This window comes from Lysinibacillus agricola (assembly GCF_016638705.1).
In the GTDB taxonomy this organism is placed as follows: domain Bacteria; phylum Bacillota; class Bacilli; order Bacillales_A; family Planococcaceae; genus Lysinibacillus; species Lysinibacillus agricola.
In genome coordinates this window covers 3659707-3674926 of sequence record NZ_CP067341.1, presented here as the reverse complement: position 1 = coordinate 3674926, position 15220 = coordinate 3659707, and the positions used below count along the sequence as shown (strand labels likewise).

Annotated in this window: 13 protein-coding genes, 1 pseudogene and 1 riboswitch; of the genes and pseudogenes, 10 read left to right on the top strand and 4 right to left on the bottom strand. The window is 35.7% G+C overall.

The features are described 5' to 3' along the window. The first annotated feature begins 260 nt into the window (after nt 1–260). From FJQ98_RS18275 to FJQ98_RS26925, 4 genes are all read left to right on the top strand, one after another. Nucleotides 261–983 (top strand): serine hydrolase domain-containing protein, encoded by a 723-nt coding sequence (locus FJQ98_RS18275; RefSeq protein WP_053596504.1) that lies wholly within the window; start codon nt 261–263, stop codon nt 981–983. A gap of 38 nt (nt 984–1021) precedes the next feature. Further along, a complete protein-coding gene (locus tag FJQ98_RS26935; protein ID WP_053596503.1) occupies nt 1022–1258 on the top strand; it encodes a hypothetical protein in 237 nt (78 codons plus the stop codon). Between the two features lie 113 nt (nt 1259–1371). Further along, nucleotides 1372–1731 carry a hypothetical protein gene (locus FJQ98_RS26930; RefSeq protein ID WP_246494239.1) on the top strand — a complete coding sequence of 120 codons (360 nt, stop codon included), beginning with the start codon at nt 1372–1374 and terminating at the stop codon, nt 1729–1731. A 44-nt stretch (nt 1732–1775) separates the two neighbouring features. Continuing rightward, entirely contained in the window at nt 1776–2231 is a 456-nt protein-coding gene (locus tag FJQ98_RS26925; RefSeq protein ID WP_246494237.1) for a hypothetical protein, read from the top strand. 203 nt (nt 2232–2434) lie between these two features. Here the strand turns inward: FJQ98_RS26925 and FJQ98_RS18265 are convergent. Then, nucleotides 2435–2608, bottom strand: a pseudogene (locus tag FJQ98_RS18265) (AAA family ATPase); the annotation flags it as partial. 405 nt (nt 2609–3013) lie between these two features. Here FJQ98_RS18265 and FJQ98_RS18260 point away from each other — a divergent pair. Further along, on the top strand, nt 3014–5881 hold the full coding sequence (locus FJQ98_RS18260; protein ID WP_053597038.1) for a hypothetical protein: 2868 nt from the start codon (nt 3014–3016) through the stop codon (nt 5879–5881). An 89-nt stretch (nt 5882–5970) separates the two neighbouring features. Here FJQ98_RS18260 and FJQ98_RS18255 read toward each other — a convergent pair whose 3' ends face one another. Continuing rightward, nucleotides 5971–6210: a hypothetical protein gene (locus FJQ98_RS18255; protein WP_143115067.1), complete on the bottom strand. Its 240-nt coding sequence runs from the start codon at nt 6208–6210 to the stop codon at nt 5971–5973. A gap of 104 nt (nt 6211–6314) precedes the next feature. Here FJQ98_RS18255 and FJQ98_RS18250 point away from each other — a divergent pair, with 104 nt between their 5' ends. The 5 genes from FJQ98_RS18250 to FJQ98_RS18230 all read left to right on the top strand — a co-directional run bounded on the left by FJQ98_RS18250 (nt 6315) and on the right by FJQ98_RS18230 (nt 12440). Beyond that, complete coding sequence (locus tag FJQ98_RS18250; RefSeq protein ID WP_201406491.1) at nt 6315–6713, top strand: hypothetical protein; 399 nt, start codon at nt 6315–6317, stop codon at nt 6711–6713. Nucleotides 6714–6898: 185 nt separating this feature from the next. Beyond that, complete coding sequence (locus FJQ98_RS18245) at nt 6899–8203, top strand: hypothetical protein (protein ID WP_053597039.1); 1305 nt, start codon at nt 6899–6901, stop codon at nt 8201–8203. A gap of 465 nt (nt 8204–8668) precedes the next feature. Next, entirely contained in the window at nt 8669–9895 is a 1227-nt protein-coding gene (locus tag FJQ98_RS18240; RefSeq protein WP_053597040.1) for an MFS transporter, read from the top strand. A gap of 22 nt (nt 9896–9917) precedes the next feature. After that, nucleotides 9918–11333 carry a M20 family metallopeptidase gene (locus tag FJQ98_RS18235; RefSeq protein ID WP_053597041.1) on the top strand — a complete coding sequence of 472 codons (1416 nt, stop codon included), beginning with the start codon at nt 9918–9920 and terminating at the stop codon, nt 11331–11333. A gap of 138 nt (nt 11334–11471) precedes the next feature. After that, on the top strand, nt 11472–12440 hold the full coding sequence (locus FJQ98_RS18230) for a glutaminase (RefSeq protein ID WP_053597042.1): 969 nt from the start codon (nt 11472–11474) through the stop codon (nt 12438–12440). A gap of 54 nt (nt 12441–12494) precedes the next feature. Here FJQ98_RS18230 and FJQ98_RS18225 read toward each other — a convergent pair whose 3' ends face one another. Both FJQ98_RS18225 and FJQ98_RS18220 read right to left on the bottom strand, forming a co-directional pair. After that, nucleotides 12495–12824, bottom strand: coding sequence for a DUF3221 domain-containing protein (locus FJQ98_RS18225; RefSeq protein ID WP_053597043.1), 330 nt, complete (start codon nt 12822–12824; stop codon nt 12495–12497). A 325-nt stretch (nt 12825–13149) separates the two neighbouring features. Beyond that, entirely contained in the window at nt 13150–14499 is a 1350-nt protein-coding gene (locus FJQ98_RS18220; RefSeq protein WP_053597044.1) for an amino acid permease, read from the bottom strand. Nucleotides 14500–14659: 160 nt separating this feature from the next. Then, nucleotides 14660–14736, bottom strand: a riboswitch (glycine riboswitch). Nucleotides 14737–15220: the final 484 nt, after the last annotated feature.

The following is a 15220-nucleotide window of genomic DNA, read 5'->3' as shown; positions in this document are numbered from 1 at the left end:
TCACAGTATGAGTATGGATTGGAGGTTTTTGCTTTGAAGTATATTTATATTGAGAGGGTTTAATATCTTCATGGATATAGAAGAAATAATCCTAAAGTATACATCACCCAGAAGCGTATTTCTCTACAAATGAAATTGATGAAAAGGATAGTCGTTTATTAATCCCCAAAGATATGTGGATTTGGCGACTCATCAGGTAAGGAAAAAAATCCATCAATATAAAGAAGGATGATTAAACATTCTAGTAAGGAGAAACTCACATGCTATTAGAGGAACGGTTAAATAATTGGGTAGATTCTTATAATCGAAACGGTTATTTGAATGGTACTTTATTAATTACATCTAATGAGAATATTCTTTTAAACAGAGGTTTTGGTATGGCGAATTGGGAGCATAGCGTTCCAAATGTGCCAACAACTAAATTTCGTATAGGGTCACTCACGAAAGCATTTACAGCGATGGCTATATTTCAATTGCATGAAAAGCAAAAATTGAATATTGATGATTACGTAGGAAAATATCTACAAGATTATCCGAATGGTCAACAAATAACAATCTATCATTGTTTAACTAATAGTTCCGGAATACCTAATTATACAAATGCCCCTGATTTTTGGTTTCGTACAATGAGATTGCCATCCACATTAGATCAGCTAATTGATTCCTTTAAAGAAAGGGAATTAGAGTTTGAACCTGGTAGTAATTTTGGCTATTCAAATTCAGCGTATGCTTTGTTAACGGTCATTATAGAAAAAGTTTCAGATATGCCTTATGCAGATTACATACAGCAGCATATATGTCATCCATTAGGTATGTATCATACAGGTTGTGATGATGGAGTAAAGGTGATTCCAGGTTTAGCATCTGGCTATTCATTTTGGGAAGAACCAATTCATGCTGCGTATGCGGATATGTCATTTCCATTAGGCTCTATGGTTTTTATTCAACAACAGAGGACCTATTTATTTGGGATAAGGCCATAAAATCTTCCAAAATCCTTCATAAGGAATTAACAGAGAAAATGTTGACTCCAAATCTTGGGTCTTATGCGTGTGGTTGGATGGTCTCTGAATTAATGGAGAAAAAATGTGTGCATCATTTTGGAGATATTAGCGGTTTTTCAAGTGATTTCCTTAGATTTGTCGATGACCAAGTTACGATTATCTTTTTAAGCAATATGAATGTTTCACCTGTCATGCATTTATGTAGAGAGATTGCAAAAATCGTTTTTGATAAAAATGTATCTTCACAGAAGTGAGCTTCAGAAAGCCCCCTTCTTCAGAGGTGGGAGGAATGAAGTGCTTTTTCTTTATAGAACATATGTTTATATTGTATATTGTGAATAATCAAAAAAGAAAGGAGTGGCGGGTAATGACGAAATGGAAGAAAGATTGTTTTATTATAGAACTCAAGTTACTTATAGATCCATGGCAAAAGGATATTCTATTAAAACGTTTTGAAATTGCCCGTACACTCTATAATACAACTTTGTCTTATGCAGTAAAACAATATACTTTCATGCAAGAATCAAAACACTATCGAAAACAATTACGTGGCTACCAAAAAGCGAAAAAAACGAATGATTCAAAAGAATTGAAGCAGATCGCAAAAGAATTAGATAACATTCGTCAATCTTTTGGATTAAGTGAATATCAACTGCATGCGTATATTAAAAAGCATCAACATAACTATAAAAAACATATAGATAGCAATACTTACATGGTGCGTTAGCAAATAAAATCTTGTCTCTTGGCGATGAGGTGTACATCGAAACCATGCATTTTAAAGGATTGGCAAAACGTACAAAAGAAACCAAAACAACTATACAGGGCAAATTCCAATCCAAAAAGCGTTTTGGAAAAAGCATTGGGAATCATGCCCCTGCCATGCTAGTGGAAATCATCCATCAAAAATTAGGTTACACAAAGCAAACGATACAGAAAGTAAATACGATAACCTTTCGAGCCAGTCAGTATAACCATGTGACGGATCGTTATGAAAAAGAAAAACTCCATCAACGTTGGCGTCAAATTGGAAGTCATCTCGTACAACGAGATTTATATAGTGCGTTTTTACTGATGAATAGTGATCCAAATTTACAACAAACTAATCAAGACTTATGCAATAAAACGTTTACTACCTTTTTAGAGTTACACAATCAACATATAGAAGACTTGAAACAAGTAAAGAAAACATTCCCTCTTAGTATGGGTATCCAACAAATCAAGTGAGGGGTATTCCTCCGTAGGTAGAGCTACCTGCCTTCGTTAAAACTTATTGCCAACACAACATCGGTTGTGTAAATAAGAAAGTCTTATAGAACAGAAGATAAATCAAAGATGTTGTACACAGGACATGGCAACACCATCTGTGGAGAGCTTTGTAACGCTTCTCTTAAGTATATAAGAACCCCACTGCTTTAGCTGTGGGAGTAGTCAGTTTCTCCAGTAAAGGCACTTAAAATATCTGTAATATGAACAGGATAGAAATTTGCCTTACATTCCCCAGCTGTTGCCTTGGCTATAAATGTTTTTCCACATCCAGATGGGCCATAGAGAAGAACGCCACCGCCTACCTTTTTTCGAAATTTAGCGAACAAGCATAGATTACTAACTTGGTAGCTTCTTGTCCTGTCTACATCATTGCTTGTTAAACTAGGTTCATAAAGATTTTCCATACTCTGATCAAGCTCCCTAATTTCCCATTAATATCCTAGTAATAGTTTTATTATGCATTATATCCCTCTAAACTGGAAAATGCTTCTTTTCCTATTAATATAAAACAGTACATAGTACTATTTAAATGCTTAGAAGGTGTATTGTTTAGGTTATTTATTAATTTTAGTGTGAATTCAAAGTAAATTAAAAATCTATGTAGTATAAAAATCAAAATATTATTATTTTTAGTATTGAAATGGGGAGGAAATACACTTTTTAGAAATATTCTATAAAACGAAGAAAATATTAAAAATCTAGCCGATATAATTTAATAGATGATAGAGGAGGTATGAAATTTGAATAAAAAAATATTTTTCACAGCTGCAGCAGCTATACCAGCAGCCCTTATTGTACCAACAGTTGCAGGAGCGGCGGGAGCCGATACAGTTTCAGTCTCAGGACAAAATATAGTAAATGAAACTTTAAAAGCTTCTATTGAAAACTTACCTGCAAATTCGATTGTAAATGGTTATCAGTGGTACTATGTAGATAATACTAAAGATACAACGAATAAACCAATCTCTGGTGCAACATCAGCATCATTTACAATACCAGTTGAAGCGGCTGGCAAAACAATTTTCGTGGAAGCGACTACAACGAAAGATGAAAAGTATAAGAGTGAACCTCGTACTATCAATGAACTGCAACTTTCAATAACTGCACCAAAAATTGAAAGTAGTTCAAGTTATGCAGTACCAGGTGAATCGGTAATAGTAGCCGGCGCAAATGTGACCGATAAAGCAGGGGCAAAGTTACAAAGTAGTCAAATTACATATAGCTATCAATGGTTTTATAAAGTGGGTGATTCCTTCACTATTATTGATGGAGCTACTAGCAGCACATATACAATTCCCAAAGATGCATTAGACAAAGGCATGAAAGATATTATAGTTAAAGCGAAGGCAAAGGTAGGAACTTCTTTTGTAGAATCTGATGTTTCTGATGTGATAACAGTATCTAAAGAGCCAATTGATTCTATGATTAAAGAAATTAAAACGCTACTAATAAATGACAACAAATATAATGTAACAAGTCTAGAAGCTTTTAAGGCAGAAGTAACTGCATTAGAAAGTAAATATGAGGCACTATCATCTCCGGCAAAGGCGAATGTGACAAATTATAATGTATTAAAGAGAGCAATTGCTGATGTAGACGTATTAAGCAAGTTAAATGAGAAAGTGGATAAGGTTAATGAGGTTAATGAAAAAGACCTACCAAACTATTTAAAAGAAATTGATGAGGCTTATGATAAGTTGGATTTATTACAACGCAGCTTAGATATAAATGATGCCTTATATAATAGTATTAAGAACATTTTAAAAGATCCAACAGATATCGAAGAATTTACTGAAGTTAGAAGACTAAATCAGGAAATTGTTGCATTATTAACTTATGAAAATTCCTTTGTTAAGTACGTACCTACTAGCATTGAATCTTTACAAACAGCAGTTGAAACAATTGAAAAGGATATAGCAAAATTATCTCAAAATTACCGAGCAACTGTTCAAAATCAAACAATTTTAAGTGATGCCAAGCAGGACATTAAAAAAGCTGAACAATTTATTAAACTTTTTGAAAAGCTGTCATCGAATAATTCACCTAGCAAACAGGTGACTACAGCAAAATCAATACGTTCGTCTTATGAAAAGCTTACTTATAAACAATTACAACTAGTGCCAGAAAAATATGTTAATAGATTACTTGAAGCAGAAAACGCAGAAGATAGTCAAATAGACAGATTAAATATCGAGATAGAAAGCTATGTAGGCGATGTGGATGACAGTTACCCAATAGATCCGTCAGTAAATTCTTGGCAGGGCCATGTCAACAATGTAAATCGTATTATTAATGAATATAAGGGCTTAACGAAAACTTCAGTGGCTAAAATTGTCGGATATGAAAGCATTGTAACCTTGCAAAAGGATTTTAAAACAGCTGAAAAAATTATTAAGGACATGGATGCCTATCAAAAGCTTTCAGAAACGCCAGGGGTAGCTGAAAGTAAGCTGAAATCTAGCTATACCAATATATTGAAAGCTTATAATAAGTTAACTAGTCTACAACAATCACTTGTTTATAATGCAAACGATTTTTTATTAAATACACCAAATATTACAGTTGATGTAAATGGTAAGGAACCTGCTGATAAAGCTGCTGCAGTAGCTTTGAAGGCTGACGTTGCAAAGTTTTCTGACGTAACAAAATATTCATTTGCACAGTTTGAAACTGCTGTTAATGCAGCGACGGCAACATATAAAAACCTATCTTCCTCTGCAAGAAAGTATGTAACAAACTATTATTTATTAACAGCTGCTAGTAAAGATCTCTCTGGTGTTAAGTCATTCCATAAAAAAGTGCAAACTGCACGAGAGGAAACAGATGCTACGAAACAAGCAAAAAAAATTCAAACAGTACAAACAGCTTATGCTAAGCTACCTGCAAATCAACAGCATTTAGCTAAACAGCAATATGAAGATTTGCTCAATAATCGTTTAGTAGATGGGAATGCACCAGACATTACAAAATTAAATAATGAAATTGCAACCATTGTTTCAAATGATACTTATACAGTTTCAATGGAAAAAATTAAGGAACTTTCAACTCAATATAATAAGTTGAGCTCTAGTGATAAAAAACGTATTACGAATGCTTCCATCTTAACAACAGCGGTTTCTGATGTGAAAAAAGTAGAATCATTTATCAAGACGTATGAAAAATCATTTAATAGTAACCCAGCAACTGTTATCAAAGCTTTTGCTAAGCTTACATCCAAACAAATGAGTTTAGTAAGTCCAGAAATACGACAATCTATTATTGATAAAGATAAAGATCAACAACAATCTAACGAAAATGCTTTAAAGTTAGTAGAATCCATTAATTCATTGCTTGTAAATGGTGAATATATTGATGACTTGGAGACTAAAGTCAAAGAAATTCGTACAGCATATGATGATCTTGGTGCTTCTGAAAAGAGCGTCGTGAAAAATTATTCTAAGCTAACACAGGCCGAGAGTGACTTGAAGAAGGTAGCCGATGTTCATGCTCTTTACGTACCTTCGACAGAGGGTAATGAAACGGCTCGGAAAGCTTGGCAAACTGCCTATGGTAAGCTCTCGAAAAAATTAGAAATTCTATATAAGAAAATGTATGCAAACGATTTATAAAAAAAATATTTAAAGCCAAACCCCGAATAACGAAATTTATTCGGGGTTTTAGTGTTGAAAAACTATTGTGTCAATGAAGTTCAGGTGTTCTAATAAATAGCTCTTTTGCAAAACGAATTGTTGATTTCCGTTCCGACTGAGCGCTTTGTTGCTGCCGCTACGCTTTCGCACAGACAAAACCCAGTTGCTGCCGCTACGTTAGCACTACGCTTTCGCACAGAAAACATCCGCTTCGCTGCAGGGTCTCGGGCCAACACGACGTTGGTCACGAAGGCGTTATCACAGGATGTGATGGTTTTAGCCTTCGTTCCTCTACCGCTGATCCCCAAGGAGTCGCCCAGTCCCCACTCCAATCAACAATTCATGTAGTATGTATCTTCTGGCAGATCATTCTAATTTATAGTGAAGAAACAAAACTTCAGCAAAATGTGTTTTGTGGGAAAGTAAACCGGCAGCAGCAAGGTTTTTTCACTGTGCGAAAGCGAAGCGACAGCAGCAAGGTTTTTTCACTGTGCGAAAGCGAAGCGACAGCAACAAGGTTTTTTCACTGTGCGAAAGCGAAGCGACAGCAGCAAGGTTTTTTCACTGTGCGAAAGCGAAGCGACAGCAACAAGGTTTTTTCACTGTGCGAAAGCGAAGCGACAGCAGCAAGGTTTTTTCACTGTGCGAAAGCGAAGCGACAGCAACAAGGTTTTTTCACTGTGCGAAAGCGAAGCGACAGCAACAAGGTTTTTTCACTGTGCGAAAGCGAAGCGACAGCAACAAGGTTTTTTCACTGTGCGAAAGCGAAGCGACAGCAACAAGGTTTTTTCACTGTGCGACAGCAACATAAGTGGAGGAGCTCGCCATTCCTTAACCATTTTGTTTTTCGGTAGAAAAAGCCTATTGGTTAAATTTATCTTTTTCATTTGTGTAGAATATCAAATCTTCGATATACTATTGATAGGTAATCTGTATAACAATTGAGAATTTTTTGTCATAACTAGAGTAGTTTGACATAGAAGGTAGGAACTAAAGATGTATAAAATAGGTGTTGTTGGCCCAGTAAAATCCGTAGAACGAATTATCGAGTTAGCATATGAAATCGAACAGGATATGGAGTTTATTCCGTATATTTATTCTTTTGCTACAGAAACAAAAAATATTGTAGAAACTCATAATCAAGATGTTGATTTTTGGCTATTTTCGGGATACATACCTTATAAAATTGCTAGTCAGACAAAAATTTCACAGGATAAGCTTGCACATATAATCTTTTCTGAGTCAGCCGTCTATAAAGGCTTTTTAGAGCAATCCTATAAAATGAAAAAATTCATCGAAAGTGTAAGTATTGATTTTATCTCATCACCTGCACAAATGGTCTCAGAAGGTTTGACTGAGATAGAGAAAAATGTAAAGAAAATGTATGTAAAAGAATTTGATGCGGCCATTGATCCGAAAGAATTATTTGATTTTCATTATGAGCTGTGGCAAGAAGGGAAGATCGACTTTGCGTTTACATGTTATCCGTCCGTTGATGAAGAGCTGAAAAAAATGGGGGTTCCCTCCTATTGGGTATCGCCTACAAAAACGGAAATTTACCATACAGTTCAGCTATTTACCGAAAAAATTAAAACGTCGTATTATAAAGAAACGCAAATTGGTGCTGTCATGCTCGAAATAAAAGATTTTGATTCATTGAAGGAAAGAATGAAGCAAGGATATCGTATTCAATATCTAGAATTACGCGTGAAGGAAAATTTACTGCAATTATGCGAACAGATTGATGGCTCCTTAATTGAAGAGGGTAATGGGAGATATACAATTTTCAGTACGAGGGGAGCGATTGAAGGGCAAATTCACTTCATCAAGGAAAAAATGTATCAGCTGTCCATTGAAATGGAGGCGAAGGTCACAGCAGGAATAGGTTTTGCGCAAACGGTATTTAATGCTGAATTAAATGCGCATAGAGCGTTACGTCAAACGAAGGGAAATGAATCGATTGATATTGTCATGATTCAAGATGATGGCACAATTATTGAATCTGTCGGTAATAGCGAGGAGCTAACATATTCCTATAGAGCCGATGATCCTAATATCCTTGAAAAACTTAAAAAAGGCAATGTTAGCATTAAAGCCTACACAAGAATACAAGCGCTTGTTCAAAAAATGAGCTGGAAGCATTTTACGACAAAGGATTTAGCCTCACAGCTTCAAATGAGTGAACGAAATGCGCAGCGTATTGTAGCAGATTTATGTAGTGTAGGCTTAGCGGAAATTTGTGGAGAAGAATTACAGCATACTCGTGGTAGACCGATAAAAATGTATCAGCTCGTAATGTAGTGTCAAGTCTATTAAATATAAAAATGTCCCAAACCAATTAATGGTTTTTGGGACATTTTTTGTTTTGTTGATGGCTTGTGAAAGTAAAAAACTACAAAAAATTTTTAGCTATTTTTTTCGATTCAAAAATGTAGATGCATCAACGTTCCCTATTTTTCTAAAAGATAATTTAGACCCTTTTTTTATCCGATTGTCTATTAGAAATTTTCAAAAAAATATTGTCATTTCATAAAAAGTCTATTATTATACGAATATATAACGAAAATGTCGCTATATAGAGGAAGTTGATTTTAAATAGATAGGGAGAGATGGAAAAACAGTATGTAGAGGTTGCAAAAGATATTGAAATAGAAAGAATAAGAGTCTGAGTTGTCATAATATTTTGATGTCGATCGAGCTTTTCATCTTATTACTATCAATTGCAGCGATATAGTTTTGTGTTCGTAAAACATGGGAGGGATGTTAATGACAACGAATGAAGTAACAAAAAAAAACAGAAATTTAATCCTGGTACTCTTATTTTTAGGATGGTCATTAGGAAATCTAGATCGTTACATCATGAACTATGCAGTAGTATCGATTACTGGTGATTTAAATTTAGATGCTTCTTCTACTGGTATTATTTTAAGCTCCTTCTTTTTAGGCTATGCGATTATGCAAATACCTGGTGGGTGGCTAGCTGATAAATTTGGTGCTAAAAAAATCTTACTTTTTTCAGTAATTATGTGGTCAATATTCACAGGTTTAACAGCCATAGCTTGGTCTTTAGTTGCAATGATTATCATTCGTTTTTTATTTGGTATTGGGGAAGGTGGGTTCCAACCATCTAGCTCTAAAATTATTGCGACGGTTTTCCCGAGGGAAGAAAGAGGGCGAGCAATGTCAATCATGCTTTCCTCTGGAGGTATCGTGTCGTTAATCGTACCTTTACTCGCAGCTTATTTGTTAGGAACAATTGGTTGGCGCACAATGTTTGTTGTAATTGGTGCTATCGGTGCTATTATCGCATTTTTATATTGGAAATATATCAAACTTCCACAAGATGAAGCGGTGGGAAATAGTGATAGTAAAGAGAACTCTTCAACTAAAGTAAATTTTAAGGAGCTATTTAAGACGCCACTTATGTGGAATTTGATTATTGCTTATTTCTGTATTTATGCAGTGAATTGGGGATTAGTATCTTGGATTCCTACCTATCTTCAGAAAAATCGTGGACTCGATTTAATGTCGATTGGTTGGGCACAAACAATTCCAGCCATCACTACTATTATTGGTGTCTATGGTAGCGGATACATCATTGATAAGCTTCCACAAGGAAAGGATAAAGTGCTAGGTGCGATTTCTTGTGCAGCTATCGGTATTTTATTGTATTTAATGTTTACAGCGGAATCCGTAACAATGTTCATAGGGTACCAAACTATTGTTTCATTATTTATTGCATTTGTTATTACGTTATTACCAGCAATCGTATTAAAGAAATTACCATCTTCCATTACAGGTTCAGCGATGGGGATTGTTAATACAGGTGGACAATTAGCAGGCTTTGTTACACCTATGGCTATCGGATTTATGGTAGATGCTTTTAACGGATCCTTTGATGCAGCCTTTTGGATGTTAATTGGATTTGCAATAATTTGTATCATTGCACTATTAACGTTAAATGATCAAAAAGGAACATTGTTGAATTCATAATCAGGTAATTGGAGGGATAAAAATGAGTTTTCATGAAAAAATTTCGTCATTAATTGAAGCAAAAAGAGATGTAAGCATTGCATTAAGTGATGCAATTTGGGCTGTACCTGAACTTCATTTTCAAGAAAAAAAATCTGTTCAGTATATGAAGGCAGCTTTAGAAAAAGAAGGCTTTGCAACAGAACTTGGAATTGCAGGGCTTGATACAGCACTAGTTGGAACATATGGTTCTGGAAAGCCTGTTATTGCTTTTCTTGGTGAGTATGATGCCTTACCAGGATTAAGTCAAAAAGGTGGAGCTACTCAATGTGAACCGCTAGAGGATAGCGGGAATGGTCATGGTTGTGGGCATAATTTATTGGGCACAGGAGCATTTGCTGCGGCAGTAGCTGTTAAAGATTACTTAGAGCAAAATAATCAATCTGCTACGATTCGCTTTTATGGCTGTCCTGCAGAAGAAAATGGTTCAGGTAAAGCTTATATGGCGAAGGCTGGTATTTTTGATGATGCAGATATTGCAATTTCTTGGCATCCAGGTACTTTTTCAACAGTGATGACTTGTAACTCTCTAGCAAACTATGCAGTTACGTTTAAATTTACTGGAAAAAGCGCACATGCAGCTGCTGCACCTCATCTTGGTAGAAGTGCATTAGATGCTGTTGAATTAATGAATGTAGGGGTAAACTATTTACGTGAGCATGTTGTTCCAGAAGCACGTGTGCATTATGCAGTGACAAACTCGGGTGGGACATCACCGAATGTAGTGCAACCATATGCAGAGGTGACTTACTTAGTAAGAGCACCTAAAAAACAGCAGGTACAAGAGATTTATAAACGTGTAGAAAACATAGCTAAAGGTGCAACATTAATGACCGAAACATCGTTAGAAATCGATTTTGAAGGATCTGCATCAAATCTTATTCCAAATAAAACACTTTATAATATTATGAATAAACAATTACTTGAAATAGGTATGCCAAATTATACAATAGAAGATGAGCAGCATGCACAAACTATTTTCAATACTTTCTCTCCAGAAGTTCAGGCAACAGCATTACTAGGTCTAAAAAAAGATGATGTGGTACAGCTAAAAGATAAAGTAATAGCTAATCACATACCTAGTGTACTACCTGAATTTATAATGGGCGGTTCAACAGATGTTGGCGATGTAAGTTGGAATGTCCCAACTGTTCAATGTACAACGGTATGTATGGCACTTGGTACACCACTTCATACTTGGCAGGTTGTATCACAGGGGGTTATGCCAATAGCACATAAAGGGATGTTACAGGCAGCAAAAGTTATGGCCTGCACTGCTGTTGATTTAATTGATAATCCAGCACTTATTGAAGAAGCTAAAAAAGAATGGAAAGAACGTCTGGATGGAGAGACTTATGTTTCGCTAATTCCAGAAGGTACTAAGCCTCCAAAACTGTAAAAAGTTATTCCATATAGAGTCTTCATAGGGTAAACTATGGAGGCTCTGTTTTTGCCTATTATTAAGTTTATTCTTAGTTAAGTGTACTTATTGAGTAGCTATGGCGTAAGATGCCGTTTTTTGAAAGGAGATCACAAAATGCCGACAGATCATATCAATCATAATAATCACCTTACGGCAGAATGGGTGAAACAGTTTCGTCCTTATGCTAAAGAGGGGAAATGCGCAAGCTATATTCCCGCTTTAGCGGAAAAAGATCCAAATCAATTAGCGATTTCGATTATCGGTACTAATAATGATGAAATGAAAGCCGGAGAGACAACTGAACTATTTACTCTACAAAGTGTTTCAAAAGTCGTTACATTTATTTTAGCGTGTATGGAACGAGGATTACCTTATGTTTTAGAACGAGTAGATGTTGAACCTACAGGTGACACCTTCAATTCAATCATTCGTCTAGAGAGTCATCAGCCTGGAAAACCTTTTAATCCAATGATTAATGCAGGAGCAATTACAGTATCCTCTATGCTTGACGGAAATTCTCCGCAAGAGAAGGTTTCAAAAATCCTTCAATTTTTAGAACAAATCGTGGGCAAGGAATTAAAGGTTAATGAAGAGGTTTATCAATCCGAGTGGCAAACTGCTAATCGAAACCGTTCATTAGCCTATTATTTAATGGATTCTGGCTTTTTAGACTGTCCTGTAGAAGAGGCATTGGAGGTTTATTTGAAACAATGTGCTATTGAAGTAAATGTTTCGGATTTGGCGATGATTGGTTTAGTAATCGCCAATGATGGCTATCATCCTCTATTAAATAAACAGCTCTTTCCAAAGCAAGTAGCAAAATTAGCGAAGGCATTGATGGTTACTTGCGGTATGTATAATGCTTCTGGTAAATTTGCAGCATTTATAGGGTTACCTGCTAAAAGTGGTGTCTCTGGAGCAATTCTTGTGGCTGTACCAAGTCACGCAGGCTTAGATTCACCTTTTCCTGCTGGCTGCGGTATTGGCATTTATGGACCGGCGATTGATACAATCGGGAACAGTGTAGCAGGAGTGAATTTACTAAAGCATATCGCTACCGAGTGGAATATGAATATTTTTTAAGCAATCAAAGAAAGATGACTTCAGTAAATAGACGAAGTCATCTTTTTTGTGATTTTATTTATGTTTAGAAGCAATTTTTACAGATTCCACATTAGCTATAATCGGCGGTAATGATTCTAGTAAGATACCATCGTATTCAACATTCAGCTTATGTCCTAATTGAATTTGTATGTACATAGATTTGTCTACTGGAACCCACATCATCGTGCGATTTTTAGTGGCCATTTCATTGATTGTGTCGCTGTCTAAATTCTCTAGTTTTGTTGGTGAATTTTCGCTAATTAACACTTGTAACCCGTTATCGTCTTTCTTTGTTAAGACATATCCCTCTAATAGTATGTTGTCAAACCAAAATAATACTAGAACTAAGATAACGGTAAACAATAGGGTGATAGAAATAACTACTTTATTGTTAATAAAATTCCCTCCTTTTTCAAATTACAATAACAGGCATGTTAATTTAGGAAAATAAAGAGAATCTGTTCCAATAAATTAGTTGATCACTGAACTTAATGGATGATATTTATGAAACCGTATGCAATGTATATAACTTGATTGGAGCGCAGTAAAGCGCCCAGTCGGAACGTAAATCAACTCCATTCCATGTTCTGGTAATGACCGATAATTTGATTATACTCGTTAATTTGCAATAAAAAAGCCCTGAATAGTTTCACTTTCTTTAAAGTGTCACTATCCAGGACAGTCCTTCTTAGTCTATTGGTTTCTTTCTTTTCATTTTATAAATAAACATTAGTATAATAAACCAAATTGGTGTTAAAAGTAATGCTGTACGTGTTGCCTCTGAAATGAACATAACTACTAATAGAAATGCAAAGAAGGCAAGTACTAAATAGTTTACGAACGGAGTAAAAGGTGCTTTAAAAATTGACGCCTCATGAAGTGCACGATTTTTTCGTTTATAAATGATATGAGAGATTAAAATAATACTCCACACCCAAATAAAGCAAATAGCGCTTATCGTTGTAACAACACTAAAGGCGTTCTCAGGCATCAATTTACTTAATAACGCCCCTGCGGATACAACAATTGCAGAAATAACGAGTGCGTTACTTGGTACACTGTTTTTATTTAGCTTTGCAAACGATGGCGAAGCTTGCTTGTTGCTGCCAAGATTAAAAAGCATGCGGCTTGTAGAGAATAAACCACTATTACCCGCCGAAGCAGCAGATGTTAGAACGACAAAATTAATAATACCTGCAGCAATTGGTATGCCAGCTAGTGTAAATACTTGTACAAACGGACTACTTGAGGCAGACATTTCATGCCAAGGATTAATGCATAAAATAACAAATAGCGCACCTACGTAGAATAATAAAATGCGTATGGGAATTTTGTTAATGGCAGAAGGAATATTTTTTTTAGGATCAGCCGTTTCTGCAGCAGAAACTCCTACTAATTCGACACCAACAAAAGCGAAAACAACCATTTGGAATGCCATTAGGAAGCCGTATAGGCCGTTCGGGAATAACCCGCCATGTGCCACAAGATTTTCAACTGTAACCGTGCCAGTGCTTGTTTGAAAGCCTGTAAATAACATGATTAGTCCAATAATAATCAGTGCAACAATTGTGATGATTTTTATAAGGGCAAACCAAAATTCTAGCTCACCGAATAGTTTTACAGTTAATAAATTCAAAGTTAATAACAATACTAAACAGCCAATTGCTGGCACCCATTGAGGTATATCAAACCAATATTGTGTATAAACGCCGACAGCAATAATATCTGCCATAGCGGTCATGATCCAGCAGAACCAGTAAGTCCAGCCAGTGATGTAACCTGCCCAAGGTCCTATGTATTCGGATGCAAAATCAGTAAATGATGTATAGCCAGCATTTGATAATAACAGTTCACCTAATGCACGCATGACAAAAAATAGGGCAGTTCCGACAATTAGATAGGCAAAAATGATGGAAGGACCCGCTAAGGCAATGGCTTTACCTGATCCTAAAAATAAACCGGTACCTATTGTTCCGCCAATAGCAATGAGCTGTACATGGCGATTTTTTAAATCACGTTTTAATTGTGGTTGTTCCACGTTAATCCCCCTCAAAGATGAGTAAAAACTATGACTGGAAAATAAAAAGAGACTAGTAGTGACACTAGTCTCGTAAACGTCAGAATAACAAATACCAATTGTGGATGTCGGATATAAAAAGTTAAACATCGCGTGGTATAGCTTTCATGATGAAAGTTAATATTACTCCTCTGTCCTTTTGCCTGAGATAGTGAACCCTTCGGCGACGCAAATTGCGCTCTCTCCAGAACTGCTCCTGCTATAGTGTAATCCATAGCATTCATAGCTTGTATTGTATGTCTTGATGACATTATTTTAAGATATTATAAATCCTATCAGTGCCTTCCTAATTATTCAAGGATAAATTTCAGTCATTTTCAGAAAAAAAGAAGATTGGAGCTCGTCTAGGTAAATACTTTACGAAAAATAGTATTTTTAGACATACGTTAAAATATGGATAATATTTAATTTGTGGTATAAAATGGCGCATTCCCTAAAATTATGGATGAAATTTTTAAAAATGTATGCCTTTTGTATAATTGATCTTCGTTCCAACTGGGCGACTCCTTGGGGATCAGCGTCTCAGATAGACCCTGCAGCGAAGCCCCAGTCGGAACGAAAATCAACCACACATTATGGTGATGAGCTTATAAAGTGTTAAAGTAGGTGGGTTATTGGAAATACGAGGGAGGCATCTTGCATTTTGGCTAGGGAATGTGAATGTGAGAAGTATATTAACTCA

Bases quoted from the DNA above. Each gene is read 5' to 3' on its own strand.
- FJQ98_RS18275 (WP_053596504.1), top strand. From the start codon at position 261: ATGCTATTAGAGGAACGGTTAAATAATTGGGTAGATTCTTATAATCGA.
- FJQ98_RS26935 (WP_053596503.1), top strand. From the start codon at position 1,022: ATGTTGACTCCAAATCTTGGGTCTTATGCGTGTGGTTGGATGGTCTCT.
- FJQ98_RS26930 (WP_246494239.1), top strand. From the start codon at position 1,372: ATGACGAAATGGAAGAAAGATTGTTTTATTATAGAACTCAAGTTACTT.
- FJQ98_RS26925 (WP_246494237.1), top strand. From the start codon at position 1,776: ATGCATTTTAAAGGATTGGCAAAACGTACAAAAGAAACCAAAACAACT.
- FJQ98_RS18245 (WP_053597039.1), top strand. From the start codon at position 6,899: ATGTATAAAATAGGTGTTGTTGGCCCAGTAAAATCCGTAGAACGAATT.
- FJQ98_RS18240 (WP_053597040.1), top strand. From the start codon at position 8,669: ATGACAACGAATGAAGTAACAAAAAAAAACAGAAATTTAATCCTGGTA.
- FJQ98_RS18235 (WP_053597041.1), top strand. From the start codon at position 9,918: ATGAGTTTTCATGAAAAAATTTCGTCATTAATTGAAGCAAAAAGAGAT.
- FJQ98_RS18230 (WP_053597042.1), top strand. From the start codon at position 11,472: ATGCCGACAGATCATATCAATCATAATAATCACCTTACGGCAGAATGG.